22 protein-coding genes are annotated in these 23,783 nt (G+C 46.4%); 17 read left to right on the plus strand and 5 right to left on the minus strand.

The annotated features are described in order from the left end of the window. Positions 1 to 4 precede the first annotated feature (4 nt). The 3 genes from ACE3K2_RS08280 to ACE3K2_RS08290 all read left to right on the plus strand — a co-directional run bounded on the left by ACE3K2_RS08280 (position 5) and on the right by ACE3K2_RS08290 (position 3,710). On the plus strand, positions 5 to 604 hold the full coding sequence (locus ACE3K2_RS08280) for a nitroreductase family protein (protein WP_421888820.1): 600 nt from the start codon (positions 5 to 7) through the stop codon (positions 602 to 604). Between the two features lie 215 nt (positions 605 to 819). Next, on the plus strand, positions 820 to 2,451 hold the full coding sequence (locus tag ACE3K2_RS08285) for an S-layer homology domain-containing protein (RefSeq protein WP_421888821.1): 1,632 nt from the start codon (positions 820 to 822) through the stop codon (positions 2,449 to 2,451). 347 nt (positions 2,452 to 2,798) lie between these two features. Beyond that, complete coding sequence (locus ACE3K2_RS08290; protein WP_421888822.1) at positions 2,799 to 3,710, plus strand: NAD(P)/FAD-dependent oxidoreductase; 912 nt, start codon at positions 2,799 to 2,801, stop codon at positions 3,708 to 3,710. A gap of 134 nt (positions 3,711 to 3,844) precedes the next feature. On the opposite strand, the gene ACE3K2_RS08295 is transcribed toward ACE3K2_RS08290, so the two are convergent. Continuing rightward, positions 3,845 to 4,051 carry a hypothetical protein gene (locus ACE3K2_RS08295; RefSeq protein WP_421888823.1) on the minus strand — a complete coding sequence of 69 codons (207 nt, stop codon included), beginning with the start codon at positions 4,049 to 4,051 and terminating at the stop codon, positions 3,845 to 3,847. A gap of 248 nt (positions 4,052 to 4,299) precedes the next feature. Between ACE3K2_RS08295 and ACE3K2_RS08300 the strand changes: the two genes are divergently transcribed. The 5 genes from ACE3K2_RS08300 to ACE3K2_RS08320 all read left to right on the plus strand — a co-directional run bounded on the left by ACE3K2_RS08300 (position 4,300) and on the right by ACE3K2_RS08320 (position 7,429). Next, positions 4,300 to 4,653 (plus strand): DUF3243 domain-containing protein, encoded by a 354-nt coding sequence (locus ACE3K2_RS08300; protein ID WP_421888824.1) that lies wholly within the window; start codon positions 4,300 to 4,302, stop codon positions 4,651 to 4,653. Between the two features lie 293 nt (positions 4,654 to 4,946). Further along, positions 4,947 to 5,513 (plus strand): hypothetical protein, encoded by a 567-nt coding sequence (locus ACE3K2_RS08305; RefSeq protein WP_421888825.1) that lies wholly within the window; start codon positions 4,947 to 4,949, stop codon positions 5,511 to 5,513. Between the two features lie 157 nt (positions 5,514 to 5,670). Further along, a complete protein-coding gene (cyoE, locus tag ACE3K2_RS08310; RefSeq protein WP_421888826.1) occupies positions 5,671 to 6,528 on the plus strand; it encodes a heme o synthase in 858 nt (285 codons plus the stop codon). Between the two features lie 190 nt (positions 6,529 to 6,718). Further along, positions 6,719 to 7,201 carry a tetratricopeptide repeat protein gene (locus ACE3K2_RS08315; protein ID WP_421888827.1) on the plus strand — a complete coding sequence of 161 codons (483 nt, stop codon included), beginning with the start codon at positions 6,719 to 6,721 and terminating at the stop codon, positions 7,199 to 7,201. A gap of 30 nt (positions 7,202 to 7,231) precedes the next feature. Then, positions 7,232 to 7,429 (plus strand): hypothetical protein, encoded by a 198-nt coding sequence (locus ACE3K2_RS08320; protein ID WP_421888828.1) that lies wholly within the window; start codon positions 7,232 to 7,234, stop codon positions 7,427 to 7,429. Between the two features lie 72 nt (positions 7,430 to 7,501). On the opposite strand, the gene ACE3K2_RS08325 is transcribed toward ACE3K2_RS08320, so the two are convergent. After that, a complete protein-coding gene (locus ACE3K2_RS08325; RefSeq protein ID WP_421888829.1) occupies positions 7,502 to 8,377 on the minus strand; it encodes a LysR family transcriptional regulator in 876 nt (291 codons plus the stop codon). Positions 8,378 to 8,541: 164 nt separating this feature from the next. On the opposite strand from ACE3K2_RS08325, the gene ACE3K2_RS08330 reads away from it, so the two are divergent. The 4 genes from ACE3K2_RS08330 (at position 8,542) to ACE3K2_RS08345 (ending at position 15,613) form a co-directional block, all read left to right on the plus strand. After that, complete coding sequence (locus ACE3K2_RS08330; protein ID WP_421888830.1) at positions 8,542 to 9,489, plus strand: DMT family transporter; 948 nt, start codon at positions 8,542 to 8,544, stop codon at positions 9,487 to 9,489. A 187-nt stretch (positions 9,490 to 9,676) separates the two neighbouring features. Further along, complete coding sequence (locus ACE3K2_RS08335) at positions 9,677 to 10,708, plus strand: LacI family DNA-binding transcriptional regulator (protein WP_421888831.1); 1,032 nt, start codon at positions 9,677 to 9,679, stop codon at positions 10,706 to 10,708. Between the two features lie 243 nt (positions 10,709 to 10,951). Then, the gene (locus ACE3K2_RS08340; protein ID WP_421888832.1) at positions 10,952 to 13,498 is read left to right on the plus strand and encodes a beta-mannosidase; all 2,547 of its coding nucleotides are present in this window, start codon (positions 10,952 to 10,954) and stop codon (positions 13,496 to 13,498) included. A 204-nt stretch (positions 13,499 to 13,702) separates the two neighbouring features. Then, positions 13,703 to 15,613 carry an AraC family transcriptional regulator gene (locus tag ACE3K2_RS08345; RefSeq protein WP_421888833.1) on the plus strand — a complete coding sequence of 637 codons (1,911 nt, stop codon included), beginning with the start codon at positions 13,703 to 13,705 and terminating at the stop codon, positions 15,611 to 15,613. 109 nt (positions 15,614 to 15,722) lie between these two features. Here ACE3K2_RS08345 and ACE3K2_RS08350 read toward each other — a convergent pair whose 3' ends face one another. Next, positions 15,723 to 17,717: a beta-galactosidase gene (locus tag ACE3K2_RS08350; protein ID WP_421888834.1), complete on the minus strand. Its 1,995-nt coding sequence runs from the start codon at positions 17,715 to 17,717 to the stop codon at positions 15,723 to 15,725. Positions 17,718 to 17,887: 170 nt separating this feature from the next. Between ACE3K2_RS08350 and ACE3K2_RS08355 the strand changes: the two genes are divergently transcribed. Further along, positions 17,888 to 18,754, plus strand: coding sequence for an AraC family transcriptional regulator (locus tag ACE3K2_RS08355; protein ID WP_421888836.1), 867 nt, complete (start codon positions 17,888 to 17,890; stop codon positions 18,752 to 18,754). A gap of 156 nt (positions 18,755 to 18,910) precedes the next feature. On the opposite strand, the gene ACE3K2_RS08360 is transcribed toward ACE3K2_RS08355, so the two are convergent. Then, entirely contained in the window at positions 18,911 to 19,582 is a 672-nt protein-coding gene (locus ACE3K2_RS08360) for a hypothetical protein (RefSeq protein ID WP_421888837.1), read from the minus strand. Positions 19,583 to 19,625: 43 nt separating this feature from the next. Further along, positions 19,626 to 20,147, minus strand: a complete 522-nt coding sequence (locus tag ACE3K2_RS08365; protein ID WP_421888839.1) for a hypothetical protein — start codon at positions 20,145 to 20,147, stop codon at positions 19,626 to 19,628. 227 nt (positions 20,148 to 20,374) lie between these two features. Here ACE3K2_RS08365 and ACE3K2_RS08370 point away from each other — a divergent pair, with 227 nt between their 5' ends. From ACE3K2_RS08370 to ACE3K2_RS08385, 4 genes are all read left to right on the plus strand, one after another. Then, positions 20,375 to 21,052 (plus strand): SOS response-associated peptidase, encoded by a 678-nt coding sequence (locus ACE3K2_RS08370; RefSeq protein ID WP_091016984.1) that lies wholly within the window; start codon positions 20,375 to 20,377, stop codon positions 21,050 to 21,052. Between the two features lie 204 nt (positions 21,053 to 21,256). Further along, entirely contained in the window at positions 21,257 to 22,387 is a 1,131-nt protein-coding gene (locus tag ACE3K2_RS08375) for an NADH-dependent flavin oxidoreductase (RefSeq protein ID WP_421888841.1), read from the plus strand. A gap of 137 nt (positions 22,388 to 22,524) precedes the next feature. Beyond that, positions 22,525 to 23,292 carry a DeoR/GlpR family DNA-binding transcription regulator gene (locus ACE3K2_RS08380; protein ID WP_421888843.1) on the plus strand — a complete coding sequence of 256 codons (768 nt, stop codon included), beginning with the start codon at positions 22,525 to 22,527 and terminating at the stop codon, positions 23,290 to 23,292. A 20-nt stretch (positions 23,293 to 23,312) separates the two neighbouring features. After that, positions 23,313 to 23,771 carry an OsmC family protein gene (locus ACE3K2_RS08385; RefSeq protein WP_421888845.1) on the plus strand — a complete coding sequence of 153 codons (459 nt, stop codon included), beginning with the start codon at positions 23,313 to 23,315 and terminating at the stop codon, positions 23,769 to 23,771. The last annotated feature ends 12 nt before the right edge of the window (positions 23,772 to 23,783 follow it).

Genomic DNA, 23,783 nt, shown 5'->3' on the forward strand with positions numbered 1-23,783 from the left:
AAGAATGACTACTTTTTTTGATGCGTTGAAAAACAGAAGATCTTATTACGGAATTAGCAAGGAATCTACAATTTCGGATGCTAAAATCCAGGAAATCGTAGAAGAAGCGGTGAAATATACACCAACTGCTTTTAACTCTCAAACATCCCGTGCTGTTGTATTGCTTGGTGAACAACATGATAAATTGTGGAATCACACTGAAGAAATTTTGCGTGAAGTGGTAGGTAATGAAGAAGCCTTCAAATCCACAGCAGAGAAAATGACTGGATTCCGCAGCGGATATGGTACGGTTCTCTTCTTTGAAGATAACAATGTGATCGCACAGCTTCAACAAAATTTTGCAGCTTATGCAGATAACTTCCCGATCTGGTCTAACCAATCCAATGGTATGTTGCAACTGGTCATCTGGACTGCTCTGGAACAAGAAGGTCTGGGTGCATCTTTGCAGCACTACAATCCGTTGATTGACGAAAAAGTGAAGCAAGAATGGAACATTCCTGAGAACTGGAGATTGGTTGCTCAGATGCCATTTGGTAAACCAACGGCAACACCGGGTGAGAAAGAATTCCAACCAATTGAAGAGCGCGTAAAAGTACACAAATAAATCAATTTCATAATACCTTTAGCTGCTTCAATCAAGGCTAGATATGGATCAAAACGTTTCAATTTGTCTATATCTAGTTACATAAATTCATTTTAATGAGTTATGAAATTGATTTAAGTAAGCTTCGCATTTCCCAACATTTAACCACATACGGCCTCGCTTCAATTTGATACGATAATAGTTGATCGTAATCCAATGAAGCGAGGCTTTTTGATGTGAATAATAGATTAATAGACATAACGAACCAACGTGTGTGGAAGATAGCTTTATGCGGGTTATTAACATTTGGGTCGGTGGCTGGATACAGTTCTGCCGTTCAGGCTGCAACCGTGCAGCAACAGTTTCAGGATACGCGTACGAGTTATGCGAAGGATGCCATTACACATCTGGTGGCCAAAGGTATTGCTGCCGGTACGTCAAAGACTACGTTTGAGCCAAAGAAAGCCGTTACTCGTGCAGAGTTTGCGACGTTTGCGGTTAGATTGTTAGGTTTGAAGCCCGTAAAAAATAATATTAATCCCTACCAGGATATAAGCATGAATGCCTGGTATTACGGCAACGTTGCCGCCATGACAAATCTTTTTATTCTGGAGGGTAAAGGTCAGGGAACGTTCCAGCCTAATGCTTCCATTACCCGTGAAGAAGCGGCAGCTCTTCTTGTTCGAATGTTGAAACAGCAACCCGTAGAGACGTCACTCTTATCTTCAACGTATTTCGACTCAGCGGAGATCTCGGAATGGGCACGTCCATATGTGCAGACGGTATATCAACTTGGATTGATGAAGGGAAGCGGAGGCATGTTCCGACCGCATGACCAGGTAACGCGAGAAGAAGCAGCCGTCATGCTTGATGCCATTTTACAAAAGAAAACATGGTCTGAGCAGTTACAACGTGGCGATGAACTCGGCGTTCAGTTGGGGTGGCAATATAACTCCACTACCGCTGAATTCAAGAAGCAAGTGGAACAGTCTGAAGTGAATACGCTCGTCCCGCGCTGGTTTTTCCTGAACAGCAGTATGAAAGTAACGGATCACGCGGACCCTGCATTGATCTCCTGGGCATCCGCCACAGACAGGCAGTTATGGCCGTTGCTTGGGAATCGTTCCGATTCGGCACTTACACATCAAATGTTATCCAGCTCAGCCAACCGAGCGGCAGTGATCTCACAGGTAGCTGCTTATGTCAAAACCTATAAACTGGACGGCATTAATGTGGACTTCGAGAATGTTGATCCTGCGGATCGTGAAGGGTTGACGGCATTTGTCACCTCCTTGACGGCTACGTTACACGCACTGGGTGCAGTTGTGTCTGTGGATGTATCACCAGACCTGGGTACAGATTGGACGGATGCATTTGATTATGCCAAACTGGGCGCTGTGTCGGATTATATGGTGCTGATGGGATACGAGGAACACTGGAACGGTGATCCGAAAGCAGGATCAGTGGCGTCTCTTCCATGGGTGGAAAAGGCTTTGGATACCATGCTCTCAGAGGTGGTACGTGCCAAAACCATTTTGGCCCTTCCGCTATATACACGAGACTGGTCTTCAGTGAATCCAGCAACCAGTTCTTGGGACATTACACTGGCAGACCAGGGAACTCGTGCCCATGCTACGGGGTCTGTAAGACGATGGGATGCAAGTCTGGTTCAATATATTATTGGTTACAACAGTAACGGTATCCCAAGATATATATGGGCAGAGGATAGTCGTTCTTTATCGGCCAAAGTGTTGATGAGTGAGCAACGGCAGATTGCCGGACTGGCTTACTGGTATATGGGCGGCGAAACAGCAGATGTATGGAACGCCATTTCGAATGCTTCGCGATTTGAATCATATAACTTCTAACTAATATGAATAGGATAGACTCAAACGAACCGGGATACTACCGGATGGTTTGGGTCTGTTTGTTTTGGTATAAGATAAGCAATATGAGGAATCGTTTAAGCTTGGCTAAACGGTTTAATGTATATAAGGACAAAATATAGATATATTGAACTAAACATTTACACAAAACGGAGAGGACAGAACGAACCTGAAGAAGCGAAGCGTTCGCCTTTATCACCGGATTTAACCTTTGTAAAAGATATAAAAAAAATCTGGGGATAACAGCGATCGGAAGGTTGTTCTGTCATCGGAGTGTGCGGTGTAAATACTTGTTAGTTCAATATATATAGTTCAGGAGGAGAAGGAGCATGCGAGAGGTTGATTGCATAATCGTAGGTGGAGGGCTCGCAGGGCTTCAGGCAGCCATTCAGCTTGGACGTTATTCAGCTCATCAGGTGTTGGTCATCGACGCGGGAGAAGGCAGATCAACGTTATGCCGGACTTATCATAATATCCTCGGTTTCCCCGATGGGGTATCCGGTGAAGAGCTCAGAGCCCGGGGCAGGATGCAGGCAGAGCGGACGGGTGTATCTTTTGAGAAAGACCGTATTGTTAAAGCGGGCCGTCATGGAGAGAAGATTCAATTGTTCGGTACTTCAGGAACTGAATACAGGAGCAAAACCGTGTTATTGGCAACAGGGCTTTCAGATAGAGTGCCGGATATTCCGGGATTAACCCCAACACTGGGCCGAACAGTTTATGTCTGCCCTGATTGCGATGGTTATGAGATTCAGGATCAACGTACGGTACTCTTGGGATCTGGCGAAGCAGGTGCCAATATGGCGATGATTTTAATTCAGCGTACGAATGATCTTTTATATATCAATCATGAGCAGGCCCCCATATCTGCAGAGCTTCATCGCAGCATGAAAGAGGCGGGAGTTCGTTATCTGGAAGCGGCTGTTCAGGAAGTACAACAGATTGAGGATGGTCATATCACCGGTGTTCTGACCGAAGATGGACAGATTTTCGAGTCGGAGCGTGGATTTATCGCATTTGGAGGCAACCAGGTACACTATGAATTGGCAGAGCAGCTTGGAGCTGTGATCGCAGATAATAAACATGTAGAAGCTGATCCGCGCAGCTTGCAGGCAGCGACGAATGTGTGGATCGCCGGGGATCTGGGAGTGCACGCAGAACAAGCAACCGTTGCGATGGGTGAGGGTTCCATTGCCGCGATCTGGATTCATAAGGCGTTACAGCAGATGACCAAGGATTAACTCCAGAGTTGATCAATAAAATTTCAGTTAGTGTAATTAGAATATCATTTTTCTATGACACCAAAAGACCTCCCAGGCCATGAATAGGGCGGGAGGTCTTTTGGTGCTAATTTCATCTTGAAAAAGGACAATCATTAATCCGATGAATCAGGCGAATGGGAAGAATCCTTTTTGTCCTTCGAGTCATGGGAGAAATCCTTCCGAATGTTATCTACGATATCACCAACCACGCCTTCGATCATATCGGTTGGTCCTGGATTATTTTTGTCTGGATGGATAACGGTATTCACGCCGGGTTCAAGTTCATCGTTTGTCTTCTCATGTTTGCTTTCTTCATGCATGGGAAATCCCTCCTGATTCATTATTGTACAAGGTGTTCATTAACATATCCAAACACCGTTACATATATGTAAACGATTAACCGCTGTAGCTCTTTTGAAACGGTTGCTTGCTCATATCATAGAAGATTATACAGAATTGAACGTACTGATTAAACTTCTGTAATCCGTTTATATTATAGATAACCCGCTTGATTATTAAGTCTAAATCTCGAAACCAATAAACAACTATTATACAGGAGGTTATTCAAATGAATGAACAAAATCATGTAATCCATAAAGATGGCCAGGTTTCAACTGAGAAGGTGGACAATGCAATCGAGAAGATTGCACCGGAAGAAAGAGATCAGATTTTGCAGAACTTTGATGCATTCAAAGAATACTTGGGTAAGCGAATTGCCATGGGAGAATCGATTGGACTAAGCGAGGAGCAGATGGCCAAAATTGCCGAGAAAGTAGCGGATCATCTGGCTGCGCGGGAGGAACCCCGTAATCGTGAAGAAAAACTGCTTCAGGAGCTGTGGAATGTCGGGAAGGAAGAGGAACGGCACATGCTGGCTCATATGCTCGTTCGTTTGGCGCATGACTCCACAACCAATCATTAAGATTAACAAGTATCCACAAGAATAAGATTCATGAACAAACATAAGAATCTTATACGAGTCAAGCACCCCTGAATGACGAGGTCTTTCAGGGGTGCTTGTCATTTACGGAGACTACAGACAGGAGTAATGACGTTCATTGTAACTATTTTTAATCTGGTTGATACTTTTATATTCGCTGTTCCAAGTATGATAGGAAAAGAAAGAACGTTGGAATGAATAGTTCGCTTGAGCGTTTGATAAGCAAGACTTCCGGTTAAGGAATAATAACGTTCATATTAAGGAGAGATGTACCCATGAAGAACGCGGCAAAACAATGGAAACTACGAATGATCGGTGCAGTTGTTGCTTTACTTGGCATGATTGTGCTGACTACATATTTGCTTACCCCTGCGAATGCACAAGAAAGTGCAGATAGCCAACAGCCTTCTGCCAAAGAAGCACAGGTTGCAAACTCCGAGATGTTTACAGCCTATGTTGAAGGCATGCACATGGAAGACGGCAAATTGTTTATGACAGTGGACAAGATTGGCTGGTATCAGGGTGAAGAAGCCGATGCGATTTTTGCACAGCGTAATCCGGAAGCGGGTATAGACGGTGCTCCAGATGGTTACTATATTGTCAATGACAGCAAAGAGCAGGAACAGGTTGAGGTTAGTGCCAATGCTGAAGTTTTGATGCAGTTATATGACCGGGATGGTACGATGCAGGGCGCAGACATTCAATGGAATGAACCTGTGACATTATCCAAGTTCGAATCGTTGTATGAGAATACCCGTATTCTTGACCTGTCCGTATTCCCGTATCACCTGACAGTGCAGGACGGAAAAGTTACCAAAATTGTGCAACAATACATCCCATAAAATGAGAAGAAATTCATCATTCAAGCATTCCTTCAGTTCATTGGAACGGTGAGGGGTGCTTTTTGGTTATGACAAATTCATGAAAGCGATTGTAATTAATGGTAGGTACATGTATCATTATTGGAATGGCGTTTTTACATAGTTCAGGAGGAGCCTCATGCTTAAAGACATGATTGCATTAACTAAACCCGGACTTCTAAGGCTAAATGTGTTTGCGGTGGCTGTAGGGTTCTGGGTAGCTTCAAAATGGGATATTAACTGGTTATCTCTGCTTATGGTCGTGATCGGATCAACCTTGGTTATTGCTTCAGCTTGTGTTATCAACAATTATTGGGATCGTGAATTGGACCAGAAGATGGAGCGCACCAAAAAAAGGATGGATTACATTAACCATCTGAAGCCAGGGTTTGTACTTGGCTATGGCATTATCCTTGGTGTTGTGGGACTAGCAGTACTGTATCTCTTGGTGAATCCGTTATCAGGCTGGATGGCACTGCTGGGGTGGTTCGCGTACATCGTGATATACACGATGTGGTTGAAACGCAGTTCAACGTGGAGTACGTCGCTTGGTGGAATTGCGGGAGCGATGCCGCCTGTCATCGGTTATACGTCTGTAACCAATGAAATTGATGCGGGAGCCTGGTTACTGTTTGCGCTGTTGTTCCTCTGGCAACCACCACATTTCTGGTCATTGGGTATTCGCCGGGTAGAGGAGTATCGTGCTGCAGGGTTTCCCTTGTTGCCTGTCGTTAAAGGGGTGAAACGCACCAAGTTTCAGATGATTCCTTATGTTTTTCTGCTGCTTCCTGCTGTATTCCTGTTGTATTACTACAATTACGTGGGTCTGGTATTTCTGATTGTATCACTGGCCGGTGGACTGATCTGGTTTGTGCATACACTTAGTGGGCTGAAGACACAGGATGATGAGAAGTGGGCAAAAGTAAACTTTCTGATCTCGGTGAATTACCTTATGCTTGTATTCATTGTCATGGTCGCGAATACGACATGGTCTTAATCAGGCGATGAACAGAACATTTTGAGAGAGAGGTAGCTTTAGCGACCTCCACAGAATGAAAAGCACACGAGGGAATAGGGTTTGGACAACCTTTGGTTGTTACAACATATTCTCAAGTGTGTTTTTTTGGTATAATAAAACAATTGATTCATATATGTGGGAATTATAATGCAAGATGGGAAGTGACAGCATGAGTAATTTGGAACAGGCCGTACGATGGAGACAAGAAGGCAAGGTACAGGAAGCGATTGAGCTTCTGCAAGAGATTACAGTCCAGGAACCCGAGAATGCAAATGTCTGGTATCAGCTCGCTTGGGCACATGATTCGCTTGGATTGGAGCGGGAGGCTGTCCCGCATTATGAGAAGGCACTGAGTCTTGGACTTTCTGGTGAGAACAGAGCAGGTGCAATACTCGGATTAGGCAGTACATACAGAACGCTTGGACAGTACGAGCAGGCGAAAGTTTGGTTTGAAAAAGGGATGAAAGAATTCCCGGCGTACCGGGAATTTGAAGTTTTCTATGCCATGGTGCTCTACAATCTGGGTGAACATGCAGAAGCGATGCAAAGACTGCTTGTACAACTTGCGGATACATCAAGTGACAAGAGAATCAATGACTATAACCGAGCGATCCGTTACTACGCAGATCAGCTGGATCGGGTGTGGGAATAGACCGATTATGCAGAAAAGGGGAGATGGATAATGAATTCCAATCCAGATCTGAAACAGGTAAATGAAAGATTGGATCAAATTGAGAAAAAGTTGGATAACCTGGGAGGCAGCCAGCAGAACAAACGCTCACCTGGCAAGCGCTTCCTGAGTGGTTTTGGCATCACGATGGTGATTATCTTTGTACTGCTGCTAACCCTCGGTGTTATCCAATTTGTTAGTAACGGATAGGAGCAAGTGTTTATAGCGACAAACTTAGTGATTCTCTCAATTATTAAGACACGGGCCGGGAGTTCTCCAAAGTTACATCGCCCGGCCGAGCCACTGTTGGACCTCTTCAATGAAACGCCGCGTAGCTGGCGATAGATTAACCAAAGACGGGCAGGCCATGCCGATTGTGCGATAAGGATCTCCAGTGAGTGGTACAAGCGCGAGCGAATCCGTATGATTTTGAAGAACCATTTCCGGCAGTAAGCTGATACCCAGACCATTACGGACCATCGCCATGATGGCTTGATCTTCTGCAACTTCATAGACAACATTGAGCTTGGCTGCATGCTGCCGGATCAGTCGTTCAATCTCGTTATCTCCGCCCCATTTGGGCAGAATAAAGGGTTGCTCCAACAGAATATCAAATGAAACAGACTCCTCTGAGGCGAGAGGATGATCCAGAGGCAGGATGCACATCATCCTGTCTTTTTGTAATGGGATCGTCTCAAAAGGTGATGAATCGCCGAGGGACAGAAATCCGAGATCGATGGCACCTCCGGCCAGCCAGCCCTCAATCTCAGCATAATCGCCCTCCCACAGCTTGATCTCAATTCCTGGATGACGCAGACGAAACTGTTTCAGGATGCCCGGCAACCATTGTGTGGAGACACTGGCGAAGGTGCCAATACGCACAGTACCAATCTCCGCGCCGCGAATGAGGGAGATTTCCTGGTTCATCAGTTCCGTCCAACGCAGAATCTCACGGGTGTATCCCAGAATACGTTCGCCTTCAGCGGTAACCCGTACACCGGAGCGGCCGCGATGGAGTAGTGAAAAACCACATTCTGTCTCCAGACTGGCGATGGCATGGCTGACGGCGGATTGGGTGATATTCAACGCTTCTGCCGCTTTGGTGAGACTGCCATATTCCACAACGGTATTCAAAATTTCGTATTTGATCAATGACATGAATGGTTCCGTTCCTTCCATTTTGGATGCATGAGTTTATTTCATATAATCCATTATAAATATTCATTTTTATAATGCAAAGAGATCGTTTATACTTGCCAAGGCGAGTTAGTTTGACGCACGATCACACAGCTCAGAATACATAGAATGAAGGTTGAAGCAAGATGAATGGTGTACAGGTTAATCAAGGTCAGGTAACACGAAGAGCGGACATACAGATGCTGCTCGCAACGGTTATATGGGGATCATCCTACCTGTTTATGAAATCGGGCCTGGAGTCCATGCAAGAATTGAATCTGGTCGCATTTCGTTTTGGCATTGCCTTTATTGCGGCAGGGCTTCTTTTTCATCGGAGGTTGTTAAACATGGATCGCAGAACACTTGTGGCAGGAGCGATTATGGGGACAGCTTTATTTGCTGCATTTGTATTCATCACCTATGGTGTGCAACGAACAACGACATCCCAAGCGGGATTCTTGATCAGTTTGGCCGTTATCTTTGTACCCATCCTGACGACAATCCAGCATCGGCGTATGCCGGACAAACGATTGACGCTAAGTATACTGGTTGCAGTTACCGGGCTTGGCTTGCTGACGCTTCAACATGAGCTGAGTCTGCACACGGGAGATATTCTGTGCATACTAGCAGCACTGGTGTATGCCATCTATATTATGATTGCTGGCAAGTTCACACCGAAGCATGACCCACTAACATTGGGAACAGTTCAATTGGGTGTTGCGGCGATGTGGGGAATTGCAGCTACATTCATGCTGGAGACGCCACGGATGCCCGATACGGCTGAATCCTGGGCAGCGATTCTTGGCTTGGGCGTATTGTGTAGCGGATTCGGATATATTTTGCAGACACTTGCACAGCGCCATGCTTCTCCCACAAGAACAAGTCTGATCTTCTCACTCGAACCCCTGTTTGCAGCGGCCTTTGCATTTACCTTTCAAGGGGAATCGCTAACGTTGCAAGGATATGCAGGAGCAGCACTGATGTTGGTCGGTGTTCTGATCACAGAGATCAAACTTCCACAGCCTGTCTTCTTGCGCAGAAAACGCCCGGTTTTACAGTCGGAACTCAGCGATCAGGGAGCACCAGGCGTATAATTAGGGAAAAGGGTTCTTTCGTCATCTTCTATGGAAGGTGGGGAAAGGGCCTTTTTTGGTTATGTCGAATACCTTGTGAAACAGATAATCAACTACCTAACAAAAATAGAATAACATAACCTTGTTTTGTTGATTTTTGTTTTTTATGCTACACTGAATGGAAAATTAGGAAAAACGGGTGAGTAGGATGGCCAAAAGAGTAACGATGCAGCAAATTGCGGATGCTGCGGGGGTGTCCAAGTTTGCAGTCTCCCGTGCGCTGACGGGCAAGCCTGGTGTGAGTGAGCATACACGCGAGATGATTGTCAGAACGGCGGGGCAGCTTGGGTATTTCAGAACCGAACCGAAGCGTTATCCGGGCGAGATACAGATATCTGCAGAGATGAAGCCAGAAGCGGAGCGCCAAGGCACGATATTGATTTTGTTTCCCAACATTCGTTCACAGAATCGGTCCTCCTTGTACTGGGGTCCTGTGTTTGACGGCATATCGGAGAGGTTGAATGAGCAGGGAATGGATATTTTAACGCTGACAGAACCTTCTTCAGATCGGATGTTCTCGGTCCTTAATCCCGAAGCAATCAGCGGAGTCATTACGGTGGGCACCATCTCGACCTCCGTATTGCTGGAGATTTACAGGCTTCGTATTCCGCTTGTGATGGTGGACCATGAAGACCCGGCCGTGTACGCAGATTCGGTTTTTACGGACAATATGAAATGTATGAAAGAACTGGTTCTTATGCTCGTTGGTAAAGGGTACAGAAGGTTCCAGTTTGCCGGGCAACTGCCCGATGCAGCAAGCTTTAGAGAACGCTGGCTTGGATATCGTACAGTGCTGGAAGAGAAGCAGTTGCAGGGAGAACAGCAAGAAGACTTGCTGGGACAAGAGTATGATCAGATTCGTAAATCCATTGCTGAAATGAAGCTGGAGGACATCCCGGAAGTCTTTGTATGTGCGAATGATCATACGGCTGTCATCGTGCTTCAGGAACTCCAGAGCCGAGGCATTCAGGTTCCTGAACGCTGTGCCGTAACCGGGTTTGACAATACGAAGACAGATGAACCCATTCTTGCTACGGTGCATATTAACAAGGAGAATCTGGGCACAAGAGCGGTGGATCAGCTGTTGTGGCGGATCAAACATCTGGATGAACCATACGAACGCAAGCTGATCTATTCGGAATTAATTATTCGCGATGAATATAACGCCAGTATACAGTAAGGGGATATGAACGTATTGGTCATTTTAACAATGAACATACGTGTAAATGAACTCAGGTGAGACATGAAGAGTTAGAGCTTCATGTCTTTTTGGTATGCAGAGATTGTTTAACAAATTAAATTACAAAACAGATTGACTATAAGAAGCATATCGTGGTAATTTTGTTTTGTAAGTTATTTATTTTTATGCTAACAAAACCTAACAAAATATTGATTAACAATTCTAACAACAATGGAGGCTGTCATGAGCACAATACAATCACAGGTTTTTCAGAATTGGACGTTCAAGGCTTGCGAAGATCAAAAGTGGATGCCGGCTCAGGTACCAGGCTGTGTGCATACAGATTTGCTGAAACTGGGCAAGATTCCAGATCCTTTTTATGGAACGAACGAGAAGGAAGTACAATGGATTGATAAGATAGATTGGGAATATCAGACGGAATTTGATGTGGCCGAAGGGTTATTCTCGCAGGAACATCTGGAACTGGTGTTTGATGGTCTGGATACATATGCGGATGTGTACGTGAATGATGTGCATGTGTTATCGGCAGATAATATGTTCCGGGTATGGAAGGCGGATGTGAAGGCTGTATTGAAGGGAAGTGGCAACATTCTCCGAATACGTTTTCGGTCACCGATTCAGGAAGACTTGCCTAAGCTGGAGAAGCTAGGATATGCATTGCCTGCATCCAATGATCAGTCCGATGTTGGCGGACTTGGCGATAAGAGAGTAAGTATTTTTGCCCGTAAAGCCCCATATCACTATGGTTGGGACTGGGGTCCGCGTTTTGTAACCAGTGGGATCTGGCGTGAAGCACGTCTTGAAGGTTGGACACAGGTACGAATCAATGATGTGTATATCCAGCAAAATGCAGTGAACGCTACCTCAGCTTCATTAACAGCTGTTGTGGAAGTTGAGACATCACAAGCGGTAGATACGGTCATTCGTATCGGCGCAGATGGTCAGAGATGGGAAAAATCAGTCTCGCTGCAGCCTGGAGCTCAGACGGTGGAGATTCCTGTCTCCATTACTGAACCGAAACTGTGGTGGAGCCGCGGGCTTGGTGATCCGCATATGTACACCTTCCTAGCAGAAGTGCTTCAGGGTGAGCGGGCTGTGGCTGAATCTACGGTGAAAACAGGACTTCGTTCCATTCGCCTGGTACGTGAGAAAGATGCAGCGGGGGCATCCTTTTACTTTGAACTAAACGGTGTTGCGGTCTTTGCCAAAGGGGCCAATCACATTCCGAATGACAGCTTCATCACCGAAATAACCCGTGAACGTTATCGACATGAGATTATATCTGCTGCCGAGTCCAATATGAACATGCTTCGTGTGTGGGGTGGCGGGATTTATGAGCAAGATGACTTCTACGAACTGTGTGATGAATACGGCATCCTGGTATGGCAAGACTTTATGTTTGCATGCAGCATGTACCCGGGAGACGAAGCATTCCTGAACAGTGTGAGACATGAAGCCGTCGATAATGTGAAACGTCTGCGCAACCATCCAAGTATTGCACTCTGGTGTGGAAACAACGAGATTGATTCGGCTTGGGCTCACTATGTTGAGAATGGTGGCTGGGGCTGGAAAAAGGAATTTACTGCCGAGCAGCGTGAACGCATCTGGGCGGATTACGAAGCGATCTTCCATGATCTGCTGCCAGAAGTGGTTGAAGCGTATGCTCCAGGTGTGGATTACTGGCCTTCTTCACCTCTTGTATCCCTGACAGGGGATGAGAAGCAGCATGCGCACCCGTCCACAGCCGAAGGCGATATTCACTATTGGGGCGTGTGGCACAATGTAGAACCGTTTGAAAACTACAACGTGCATGTAGGTCGTTTCATGAGTGAATACGGATTCCAGTCATTCCCGGAGTACAAGTCAGTTCGCACTTACGCGGAAGAAGAGGATCTGGCTCTGGAATCGGAAGTGATGCTTGCACATCAGAAGAACGGGGCAGGTAATCGTCTGATCAAACAGTACATGGATATGTACATGCATGAATCGAAAGACTTCCCATCGTTCCTATATATGAGCCAGGTGCTTCAGGCGGAAGCGATGAAGACGGCCATTGAAGCGCACCGTCGCCGCAAACCATTCTGCATGGGCACACTTTACTGGCAAATGAATGACTGCTGGCCGGTGGCTTCATGGGCAGGTATGGACTATCTTGGTCGCTGGAAAGCATTGCAATATTATGCAAAACGCAGCTTCAGTGATGTGCTTGTATCCGTAGACGGAACCAAGGAAGATACGACAGATATCTATGTCATCTCGGATCAGCTTGAGCCAGTGAAGGGGCAATTGCAGGTTCGATTGATTGGATTCGATGGCACGGTATACCGTGAAGAAGAGCATGCAGTAACAGTGGCTTCCAACTCGGGGCAACAGGTGTTGTCCCTGAGCCAGGCTGAATGGTTAGAAGGACATGATGCAGCAGCAACGTTGTTGCGGATTGATTTGAAGCAGAATGGCGCAGCGGACATTGTGCAGGAGCATTATTTTGCACCATCCAAAGATTTTGCGTTGAAACCTGCACACATTAAAGTAACTGAAGTTTCGGATGAGGCTGGTGATCATCTGGTGCTGGAAAGTGATGTACTTGCCAAGCAGGTATGGATTTCCTCTGAAGCGGAAGGTGTATTCTCGGACAACTTCTTCGATCTCATTCCTGGCATTCCGGTGAAGGTGCAGTTCACTTCAAGAGAAGGGCTGCAATCTGCCGATGCGTTATCCAATACAGGACTCATTCAGGTTCGTTCCATGGCTGATTTTATCAAACTATAATAAGGCTTAACATCAGGACGGTTGAGATCTCTCTTAAGAGGGGTTTCGACCGTTTTTATTTTGCGGCATGAAACAAAAACGAAGGTAGGCTTCAAAGATGGCTCCATCATTGCTATAATTGATAATCATTATCAATTAAAAACAGGTTTTAATGACAATGCCAGGGCATTGTGCATGTTTGATCGCTTAGGAAAGGAAGTTTATATGGGAATTCAGAATGACATCAAGCTGTGGGATCAGGTTCAGGTTCGCGTGCTTGATGTGCGTTTAATATCACTGGCAACACACGAGTACATGCGTAATTATGTGTTACCGACCAGTGCATTTGTGTATATTCAAGGCAGGGGACAGGTCTGGCTGGATGAAGAGGTGTGGACTACAAGCCAGTTCTTGCTGCTGCACGGGGGAAAAGGAAGGCGTCTGACACTTGAAGCGACCGGAGTTACAGAGGTACATCTGATTTTGTACAAATCAACCTTGCCCTCCAACGTGCTTGTGGAGTATCGAATGATGTTGAACCAGCACAATCCGTTTGAAGAGTCCTGGGCGACAGCGCCGGATCATGCACTTGAGCTCCGTGAGCTGGTACGGAATATACATGAATGCTGGTCAGGGCAGGAGCAAGTGGGCAAAATTCAGGTTAAAGTGTACTTCTATCAACTGGTACAGATTATATTGTTACAGCGTAGTCGCATGTTTGACGAAGTTCAGCAGCCTTCACTTACCGATCAGGTTTTACGATATATCAAAGCTCATTTCCGGGAATCGATCTCACTTGACTCGCTTGCCCAATCCTTGAATTACAGTCCGCAATATTTATCACGCAAATTCAAGGAACAGACGGGATGTACACCGACAGAATATGTTATTCGGTTACGAATGGGTGAGGCAAGGAGTTTGCTTGCTTCCACGGAAGCTTCATTACAAGAGATTGCTGCGTATGTGGGTTATATGGACCCGTTCTATTTTAATCGTATATTCAAAAAAGAGACCGGCATTACACCGGGACAATATAGGACGAAGCAGCAGGCAAATTCGAAATTAGTTTCAAAAAGTGCATTAAATGCAACAAATGAATCCATTGTAACAGGAGGGGATGAACGTTATTCTTTAATTGATGATGATAATCATTATCAATATAGGGGAGATGAGGAAATAAATATGTTTAACCATTTTAAATCAGCGATCATGTCGCTTGCGCTTGTACTCACATTGAGTGCTTGTGGAACAACTCAGCAGGGGGCAGAAACATCCGAAGTTTCGGCTGAACCTGAACAACCGGCAGTCGTGGAAACCCAAATGGTGAATACAACCTTTGGTGAGGTAGAAATTCCTGCACATCCGGAGCGAGTCGCTGCCATTGATTATCTGGGAACGGTGCTTGCTCTTGGTGTCAAGCCGATTGGTGGAGGACAATTTCTAATGAACAGTCCTTATCTGGAAGGTCACTTGCAAGGTCTTGAAACGATAGGTGATTCCGTTGAACAATTGATGGAGCTGGAACCTGATCTCATTATTACATTGAATCCGGACGAGGCGGCTTATGAGAAATACAGCAAGATTGCTCCAACCGTTTCAGTTGCATCCATCACTTTCCCGTCACTGAAGGATGAAGTAACCTATTTCGGTAAAGTCCTTGGCAAAGAAGCGGAAGCAGAGAAATGGCTGGCCGATTTCGATGAAGAGATTGCCAAAATCAAGCAGGAGGTGAAGAGTGTAGTTCCAGCTGACGCTACATTCTCCGTTATGCAAGAATATGATCGTCAAGTCTTCATTTTTGGCAATCAGTCGGGCCGAGGAGGACGTAACATCTACGAATTGCTTGGTTTGCAAGCACCGAAGAACATTCCAGCGGAGTTGATGCAGGGCGCCTATCATGAATTCTCCATAGAACTGCTCTCCAAATACGCTGGAGATTACATTGTTCTGACCAGTAACTCTCAGCTGAAAGACCTTCAGGCAGATCCGGTCTGGGGTTCATTGCCTGCTGTCAAAAATGGAAAAGTGTACATATGGACGGAAGAACAATCCTGGTTCCGTGACCCCATCGCCTTGTTGAAACAGACACAGGATCTGGCTGAATGGATTATTGGACTTAATACACCATCTAAATAAGGAACGTCGGTTCCTGCGCATAGTTAAAGGCCCGAGTGCATCGCAATTGCACAGCGGGCCTTTTTCCTTTTTTTTTGCAACCATGCATCTTGTTTGTAATACTTCTCGTTTATTGGATTTCCAAGATCTCGATTGCATAACCGTCGAGTTCCAGAAGATGGCCTTTAAGTTTCCCGTCCAGTGCACTGGTATATGAAGCCTTGAGTTCAATGGAGACAGGTTCTGGGCTCAGATTCAGAATAAATCGAAACGTTCCATTCGGACCCGAGCGGGTGGTCACCTGCACACCATCTGGCAGAGACTGAATTCCGGAAAGGTCACAGCTTTCTAAGATGCTTCGTAATAACTGGCTTAAATACCCTTCTTCCGGCTGGGTTGCCACATAATAGACCTCACCTTCACCCCAGTTATTTCTGGTGACAGCGGCACTTTCGGCAAAAAATTGATCCGCATACACAGCGACCGGCTGTGCCGTGTCCAGCTCCAATACATCTACCCATTGGGAAGCGGTATAGAGACGGCCTTGTTCATCACGAATCTGAACGGTATCCCCGCCAACAGGATCATACTCTGTAACCCGAACACCACTACAGGCAGACAACAGACCTGGGAGCGGAGCCATGACACAGACATTATTGTCGTTCTTGACACCCGTCCGATGGGTTAAGACCAAGATGCCTCCGGCTGCTGCAAAAGCTTGCAGACGTTCTGCTGTAGTTACATCCAGCAGGTACAGGTGCGGAGCAATGATGATTTTATAGCCATCCAGTGGCTCCGAAGTGTGTATGACATCCGTACTGATGCCCAATTTGGTCAAGGCACGATGCCAGACCTTCATATTTTCGTAGTATTCCAGTCCTTCGGCTTGGGGCTGAATTCGAAGAGCGTTCAATTGGTCATGTGAATGCAGAATCGCGACTTCATTATGCAATGTTGAACCCTGCAGGCGCTCACTGAGTCTGTTCACTTCGGTACATAACTGTTGAAACTCCATGAAACGTCGTCCTGGAACGTTGCTGTGATCAATCAGTCCATGCCAGAACTGTTCAGCGCCGACAGTTGCACTCCGCCAGCGGAAATGTACAACCGCATCAGCCCCGCGAGCAATCGTCTGCCAAGCGTAAGCGCGCAGGAAGCCGGGCTGCGGTGTACGCCACATCGGGAACCAGCATCCCGGAGGGCCGCTCAGTTGCTCCATGATCCAGAAGTTGCGGCGTTTAATACCGCGTGTCAGATCCAATGAGAGTGCACCGCTGTAAGGCGCGGTGTCTGTTTTGTTCGGTGAAGGGTTCGGATAATAATCAAAGGAAGCGAAGTCCAGCTCCCGACCGATTTTATACTGATCTGCCTTTTGCGGATAGCTGTGAAAATTATGGGTGACAACATGTTCTGGACAATTGCGGCGAATAATCCCGACCTGAATATGTTGAAATTCCACAATGGAGTCCGACTGAAAACGGGAGTAGTCCAGCAGGAATGAAGGATTCTGGAACGAGGAACCTCCATACGGCGGCGTGACTTGTTCCCAATCGCTATATTCACCACTCCAGACCACAGTCCCCCAGGCTTGGTTTATCTGCTCCAGGGTGTTATAGCGGGCACGAACCCATTCGCGAAAAGCATCCGCACAAGCATCACACTGACAATCCGTGAAGCTGAATTCGTTGTCGGTCTGCCATCCGATGATTGCCGGATGTTCGGCATAACGCTCGGTCAGTTTCTGTACAATTCTTGCACTGTACGTTCGCATACTGGGACTGTTATAACAACGATGCCCCCGAATGCCTTCATGATACGGTTGGCCATGTGGAAGCACAGGCAGGACATCAGGACATTTTTCGGTAAGCCAGCGTGGGGGTGTCATGGTTGGTGTACCGATTACAACTAGAAGTCCATGACGATGTAAGGTATCGATCGCTTGGTCAAGCCATGCCCATTCAAATTGTCCATCGGTTGGCTCCATTCGGCTCCAGGCGAACTCACCCACACGCACAATGCGCACTCCACTGTCAGCCATTAAACGGGCATCCTGTTCCCACAGGGAAGCATCCCAATGTTCTGGATAATAATCGACGCCCATTTGCACGGGACGGTTTGTCTTCATATCGGTTGTTCTCCTTTGGTATCAGCATCATGATCTTGTGAATCCTGTACAAGTCTATTTCATTGTATACTGGATAATAACAAGGGAATATAACAACATGTTGCGACAGGATATCATGATCTTGCTATTCAGTGTCTTCGTATTCTATACGTAAACAGGAGGTTAAACATATGCGAACACATTGGTTTATGCCTGAGCCGGGATTTGCCGGGTACACCTGTTATCCAGTGGCCTATGGAAGATATATCGATCCAGAGCATGGGGAGCATCGTCCAGATGGGATACGGGAATACAATTTACATCTGATTTTCAGTGGACAGGGATATGTCCGAACAGAACAGGGAAATGTCCGGTTGATGGCTGGACAAGGTTTTTTATATGCACCAGGACAGGCGCAGCATTACTATGCGGATCCTTCTGATCCTTGGGACGTCAGGTGGATTCATTTGCAAGCCTACGATCTGGAGCGTTTGTTGGACCTCCGTAGTCCAGACAAGGTTTGGCTGTTTTCATTTTCGGGATTCGAACGTTTCGAGACGTTGCATGAACAATTATGTCAGCTCGGCAGAACTTATGAGAGTGTTCATGAACCCCGATTGTCTGCTGTGTTATACGAGTTACTGGCAGAACTTACGAGGAATTCGGAGTCGCTGGTGGGGACGTCTTTACTGAGCCATCAGGATACGATTCGTTCAACGGCCGATTATATCCGTCGTCATTGCACCCAACCGCTCAGTCTTGCCGACATGGCACATACAGCGGGATACAGTATGTATTATTTTAATCGTATGTTCAAAAGCATTATGGGGGTTCCCCCAGGCCGATATCTGCTGGATTGCCGTATGCTGGCGGCGAAGACAAGTCTGGCAGATTCAGATCTGACGGTGAAACAGATAGCTTCTCAATGTGGCTTCACACACAGCAGTTATTTTATTCGTATGTTTCGAACTTACATTGGAATGACGCCGCAGCAATTCAGGTTGCTTTATAGCTCTGGTAATGCAGATAAGGGAAATGCCATAACAATGGAGGATTGAATCCATATGTAACTCCAACAAAACCGTGCTGCCCAGTTGCTGAGCAGCACGGTTTTTTATATTCGTATGTAGGACTGAACAGTAGGAGGGGATGAGCTGTCTGTGAGTCTGGGCGGGGATGAACCAACCGTGTGATTGCCCTATAAGAGATATAGGTTATTTTTTCTGTTCTTCTTTTTGGATTTCTTGCAGATCCTCCAGGTGCAGTGTGAGGTCATTCTCGGGATTTGCACTCACAATGACTTCTGACGGTGATTGTTGCTGACCCGGCTGGTTCGATTTGGCGACAGGTTTGATCACGTAGAGACTCTGAACGGAGTTGAGCAGGCTGGCAGGGGTGTCTTCATACGTTTCCAGGAAGAGTACATAGTCTTTGGTAGGAATCAGCTTGAGGCTGTCATCATTAATAATCTCGGTGTTGCCTACTTGTCCGCCAAGTTGCTTGACTTCAAGTTGTTCCCCGGCCGTGTAACTGCCCTTATAGGATTCAGCGACCTGAATGGTGTGGATCGTATAGATTTTGTCAAAAGAAGATGGATCGCCGCCCGGATCGGACGCGAGGTTTAACTCGTTTTCATTGGCAGCATCGGTAACTTGTACGATATCGTTCAAAGCTTCCACACGCGTTTCAATAACACTGCCTTTTATAATGGTATTTGCTCTCGCGGACAGGTCGTCAATGCTGGAATAACTCGGGTAATCTTCAGAAGCAATAATGGTTATGGGCGCATCGGATGGGGACGCAGCAGGTGTAACAGAAGAACATCCAACAGCAGATAGCATGAAAATGGAAGAGAGAAGCAGCGTTAATACTCGATTTTTGTTCATGAACAGGAATCCTCCTTGGATTATGGGATAAGTTCGTGGCGGATTAGTACTTGGATCTTACGTTATTGATATCAAAAGTTTGGGGTTTGGTCATGGAATTGCGGTTGCGGGAGTAAGACATAATGGAAGGACTGGTTGTTGTCGGGTTGTCACCGAGCCATATGGAGTGACCGAGTTCGTGGACGAATACGCTTTGAATGAAGTTGGATAAGTTGGTTGCATCAGGGGTGATCGTGGATGCATTGAGTTCGATGCGGAAGCTTACGACTTGACTGCCGGATACGGAGGCGTAGTTGACACCATATGCTGTATTATTGAAGTTTCCTGCGGTGATGGTGTTTGGTGAGTTACTTGTTTTGGTGAATTGGACTTTGGCACCTGCATTGTTCCAGTTGGTAAGGGAAGCGTCCATGGGAGTCTGCCATGCGGAGGCGTAATTATACGTACGAATGGGGATGGTGGTACTGGGATAACCATAGTTCAGAAAGGTTGCCGCATAGATGGTGCTGCCGAACATCGCAAACGCAGAAAACAACATGATGCTCGCTAAAAACTTCCTTTTCATACTTAAAACCTCCAATAAATGTATTTTGTTCTCTATTATAGTAACAAGTAATATTTGAGTTGAAATGAGTCCGAGGTCGTTGTTTTTGTCGTCAAAAACATGAAATAACCCTTGATCAGACTCTAATGGTGTCAAAATAAGTCATTTTCTTTTCAATGTGCATGCATAATTTCCCTGAAGTTACAAACAATACATCCAACTTACACAGGGAAAGGTAGTGCTAGAGCATGTGCAACCGTTTTTCATTGGCAGCCGATTTGGACGAAGTCAGAGATCACTTTAAGATTCAGCGGGTGATGTATTATTACAAAAACCGATACAATATCAGCCCAACACAGCATACACCGATTATTTTGCATCAGGATGGTGAGCGTGTATTGGATGAGTTCCGGTGGGGGTTCATTCCATTCTGGGGTCGTGATGCCGTTAACGCAAATCTTATGACGGTGCATGAGAATCCTTCCTATTACAAACTGGTAGAGACCAAGCGCTGCGTCATTCCCTGCAATGGATTATATTACTGGCGGCAAGAAGGCAAGAAAAGTTATGCGGTTCGTGTTGTCATGCCGGATCGCGGTCTGTTCGGCATTGCCGGGTTGTACGAGGTGTGGAGAGATACACGGAAAGAGCCGCTTCGTACCTGCACAATGCTTATGACAGGTGCAAACATGGTTACACGCGAGTTTGGCAGTAAAATGCCGGCGATTCTCTCCGAAGAAGAGATCAATACCTGGCTTGACCCGGCCAATACACGAGTGACTCAGTTGCTACCGTTACTAAAATCGTATAACAGTACAGAGATGAATCTGTATCCTGTCACCCCCATGGTCGCGAACGATGAGCACGACTGTTACGAGTGTGTAGAAGAGATGGATCAGAAGCTGGCTTACGTTCGGAGTTTCTGAATATCCTTTGGATAGAGTAGAGGACTTTGGATAGAATGAAGCAGATGAAGGGGCTGAGAGTCTGGAGACACTCTGCTCTTTTTTTCTTTCTGAAAATGAAAAGTTGCAATTGCATTGAAACGTAACTATAATCATTACAGTAAGTGAACGCATATATTCATATATCTATTAAAAGAGATATTTAATATCAGGAGGGAACCACGAATGAATCCAAAGTTTAACCAGATGTTTGAACAAGTTTCACTGCCGACTGGTATTACACTGAAAAACCGTATCGTGCTCGCTCCCATGACTCATATGTCCTCGAATGCTGATGGTACCATATCAGACGCGGAACTTGCTTATTATGCACGTCGCACCGGTGGTGCAGGCATGTCGATTACAGCTGTAGGACATGTAACTGAGACTGGGATTGGTTTCCCGGCTCAGTTTGGCGTCTATGATGATCGCTTCATTCCTGGTCTGAAGAAACTGGCTGATACCATGAAACAACAGGGCTCCGTTGCCGTATTGCAAATTTTCCATGCGGGCCGTCTGACACCTGAACAAGCTGTCCCTGCGGGACAAGTGGTTGCTCCTAGTGCGGTTGCAAGTGAGCGTCCAGGTTCGCCTGAACCAAGAGAATTGACGGAAGCCGAGATTATTTCCATTATCAAAGACTTTGGTGAAGCAACACGTCGTGCAATCGAAGCCGGATTTGATGGTGTTGAGATTCACGGTGCAAACGGTTATCTGATCCAGCAATTCTTCTCCCCGCATTCCAACCGACGTGAAGACCGCTTTGGCGGTAGTGTCGAGAAACGTCTGACTTTCCCGCTTGCTGTAGTGGATGAGGTTCAGAAAGTAGTTGCCGAACATACCAAACTGCCGTTCATCATTGGTTACCGTTTCTCCCCGGAAGAACCGGAAACACCGGGACTTACAATGGAAGATACGTACGCACTGGTGGATGCACTGAAAGATAAAAACCTGGATTATCTGCACGTTTCCCTGAACGAATTCTGGTCCAAGCCAAGACGTGGTGAAGCAGATACACGATCCAGAATGGAATTCATCCTGGATCGTGTGAACGGAAAATTGCCTGTCATTGGCGTAGGTTCGATTCATACGGCTGATGAGGCTGCTGAAGCGCTCCAAACGGGAGTACCTTTGCTGGCTATTGGACGTGAACTGATTATCGAGCCGGATTGGGTCGAGAAAATCGAGAGTGGGCGAGAAGAAGATATCGAAACGATTCTGACGAAGTCGGATCAGGAACGTCTGGTTATCCCTGATGGGTTGTGGAATGCAATTATCCACACACCGGGATGGTTTCCTATGGCAGAAGATAAATAAGATCTACTTCAGAACTGGAATGGAGGGGGCGAAAGCTCCCTCTTTTTGCACATGGTCCAGATTCTTCTTGTCATCGCTCTGTGGTATGATGGATGAACAGGATCAACTGGATAATCAACGGTTTGGAGTGAAGGAATATGCTCGTAGCTGAACGGTATGAGAAAATAGTGGAATGGGTGGATACGCAGGGCAGCATGCGTGTGACCGAACTTAGTGAGCGCTGCGGGGTGACAGAAGAGACGATTCGTCGTGATCTGGACAAGCTCGAACAGGCGGGCAGGCTCAGAAGGTCCCATGGCGGGGCGGTCAGCGTTAAATACAAAGAAGAGTTGCAGTCGGAGATTCCATATCCGGAACGGGCTGTGGCCCATGCAGAAGAGAAGCGCAGAATTGCAAGTGAAGCGGTGAAAATGGTGGAATCCGGCGACCGGATCGCCCTGGATGCAAGCACAACGGCGTGGTATATGGCGGCAGGATTGCCGAACATTCCACTGACGGTATTAACGAACTCGATTAAGGTCGCCGCAGAGTTGAGTAACAAGGAGCAGATTCGCGTGATTGCCACAGGTGGGCAATTGGCTTCAAAGTCACTGTCTTTTGTAGGACCGCTGGCGGAACGTTCGTTGGATGCTTATCATGTGGATAAAGTGTTTCTGTCTTGCAAAGGAGTGCATCTGACCAAAGGTATCAGCGAATCCAATGAATTGCAGGCTTTGGTGAAGCAGAAAATGATCCATATTGCGGATGAAGTCATTTTACTTGCAGATTCCAGCAAGTTTAACATACAGGCGTTTACGAGAGTCGCTGAGATGAGCAGTGTAGGGAAAATAATTACAGATCAGGGTGTAGACGAAGAACACGTTAGCGCAATGATCGAGCAGAACATTACGTGTATACGTGTGTAAATAAGAAAGGAATGAATGTCATGAAACATCCTTTTCATCTGAAAGCGGTATGGAATGGTGGGCGTAACAGTGAGGGAACCATCGATGCGGGTGGATTAAAAACGGTCATATCGATTCCGCAGGAGATGGGCGGACCCGGTACGGGAACCAACCCGGATGAAATGCTGCTGGGTGCAGCCTCCACCTGTTACCTGATCACGCTGGCAGCGATGCTGGAGCGTTCGGATATTACGCCGGAGGAATTAACGCTTGAATCGGAAGCAACGGTAGATGTTACGAATAACATATTTACGTACGAACGGATCGTACATAGACCCCGGATTGTACTCACCCAAGATGCTTCAGAGGCAGATATCACCAAGGCTGAGCGCTTGGCGCACAAGGCTGAATCATCCTGCATGATCTCCCGAGCGGTGGCAGGTAATGTCCAGATGGAGACGCAGCCGGTCATTGTTACTTCAGGAGCTAACGCGGTGTGATATACTGAAGAA

It is taken from the genome of Paenibacillus sp. (assembly GCF_048976745.1).
In the GTDB taxonomy this organism is placed as follows: Bacteria; Bacillota; Bacilli; order Paenibacillales; family Paenibacillaceae; genus Paenibacillus.

Bases quoted from the DNA above. Each gene is read 5' to 3' on its own strand.
- ACE3K2_RS08330 (WP_421888830.1), top strand. From the start codon at position 8,542: ATGAATGGTGTACAGGTTAATCAAGGTCAGGTAACACGAAGAGCGGAC.
- ACE3K2_RS08370 (WP_091016984.1), top strand. From the start codon at position 20,375: ATGTGCAACCGTTTTTCATTGGCAGCCGATTTGGACGAAGTCAGAGAT.
- ACE3K2_RS08375 (WP_421888841.1), top strand. From the start codon at position 21,257: ATGAATCCAAAGTTTAACCAGATGTTTGAACAAGTTTCACTGCCGACT.
- ACE3K2_RS08280 (WP_421888820.1), top strand. From the start codon at position 5: ATGACTACTTTTTTTGATGCGTTGAAAAACAGAAGATCTTATTACGGA.
- ACE3K2_RS08305 (WP_421888825.1), top strand. From the start codon at position 4,947: ATGAAGAACGCGGCAAAACAATGGAAACTACGAATGATCGGTGCAGTT.
- ACE3K2_RS08365 (WP_421888839.1), bottom strand. From the start codon at position 20,147: ATGAAAAGGAAGTTTTTAGCGAGCATCATGTTGTTTTCTGCGTTTGCG.
- ACE3K2_RS08340 (WP_421888832.1), top strand. From the start codon at position 10,952: ATGAGCACAATACAATCACAGGTTTTTCAGAATTGGACGTTCAAGGCT.
- ACE3K2_RS08345 (WP_421888833.1), top strand. From the start codon at position 13,703: ATGGGAATTCAGAATGACATCAAGCTGTGGGATCAGGTTCAGGTTCGC.
- ACE3K2_RS08355 (WP_421888836.1), top strand. From the start codon at position 17,888: ATGCGAACACATTGGTTTATGCCTGAGCCGGGATTTGCCGGGTACACC.
- ACE3K2_RS08315 (WP_421888827.1), top strand. From the start codon at position 6,719: ATGAGTAATTTGGAACAGGCCGTACGATGGAGACAAGAAGGCAAGGTA.
- ACE3K2_RS08385 (WP_421888845.1), top strand. From the start codon at position 23,313: ATGAAACATCCTTTTCATCTGAAAGCGGTATGGAATGGTGGGCGTAAC.
- ACE3K2_RS08295 (WP_421888823.1), bottom strand. From the start codon at position 4,051: ATGCATGAAGAAAGCAAACATGAGAAGACAAACGATGAACTTGAACCC.
- ACE3K2_RS08360 (WP_421888837.1), bottom strand. From the start codon at position 19,582: ATGAACAAAAATCGAGTATTAACGCTGCTTCTCTCTTCCATTTTCATG.
- ACE3K2_RS08325 (WP_421888829.1), bottom strand. From the start codon at position 8,377: ATGTCATTGATCAAATACGAAATTTTGAATACCGTTGTGGAATATGGC.
- cyoE (WP_421888826.1), top strand. From the start codon at position 5,671: ATGCTTAAAGACATGATTGCATTAACTAAACCCGGACTTCTAAGGCTA.
- ACE3K2_RS08335 (WP_421888831.1), top strand. From the start codon at position 9,677: ATGGCCAAAAGAGTAACGATGCAGCAAATTGCGGATGCTGCGGGGGTG.
- ACE3K2_RS08350 (WP_421888834.1), bottom strand. From the start codon at position 17,717: ATGAAGACAAACCGTCCCGTGCAAATGGGCGTCGATTATTATCCAGAA.
- ACE3K2_RS08320 (WP_421888828.1), top strand. From the start codon at position 7,232: ATGAATTCCAATCCAGATCTGAAACAGGTAAATGAAAGATTGGATCAA.
- ACE3K2_RS08290 (WP_421888822.1), top strand. From the start codon at position 2,799: ATGCGAGAGGTTGATTGCATAATCGTAGGTGGAGGGCTCGCAGGGCTT.
- ACE3K2_RS08380 (WP_421888843.1), top strand. From the start codon at position 22,525: ATGCTCGTAGCTGAACGGTATGAGAAAATAGTGGAATGGGTGGATACG.
- ACE3K2_RS08300 (WP_421888824.1), top strand. From the start codon at position 4,300: ATGAATGAACAAAATCATGTAATCCATAAAGATGGCCAGGTTTCAACT.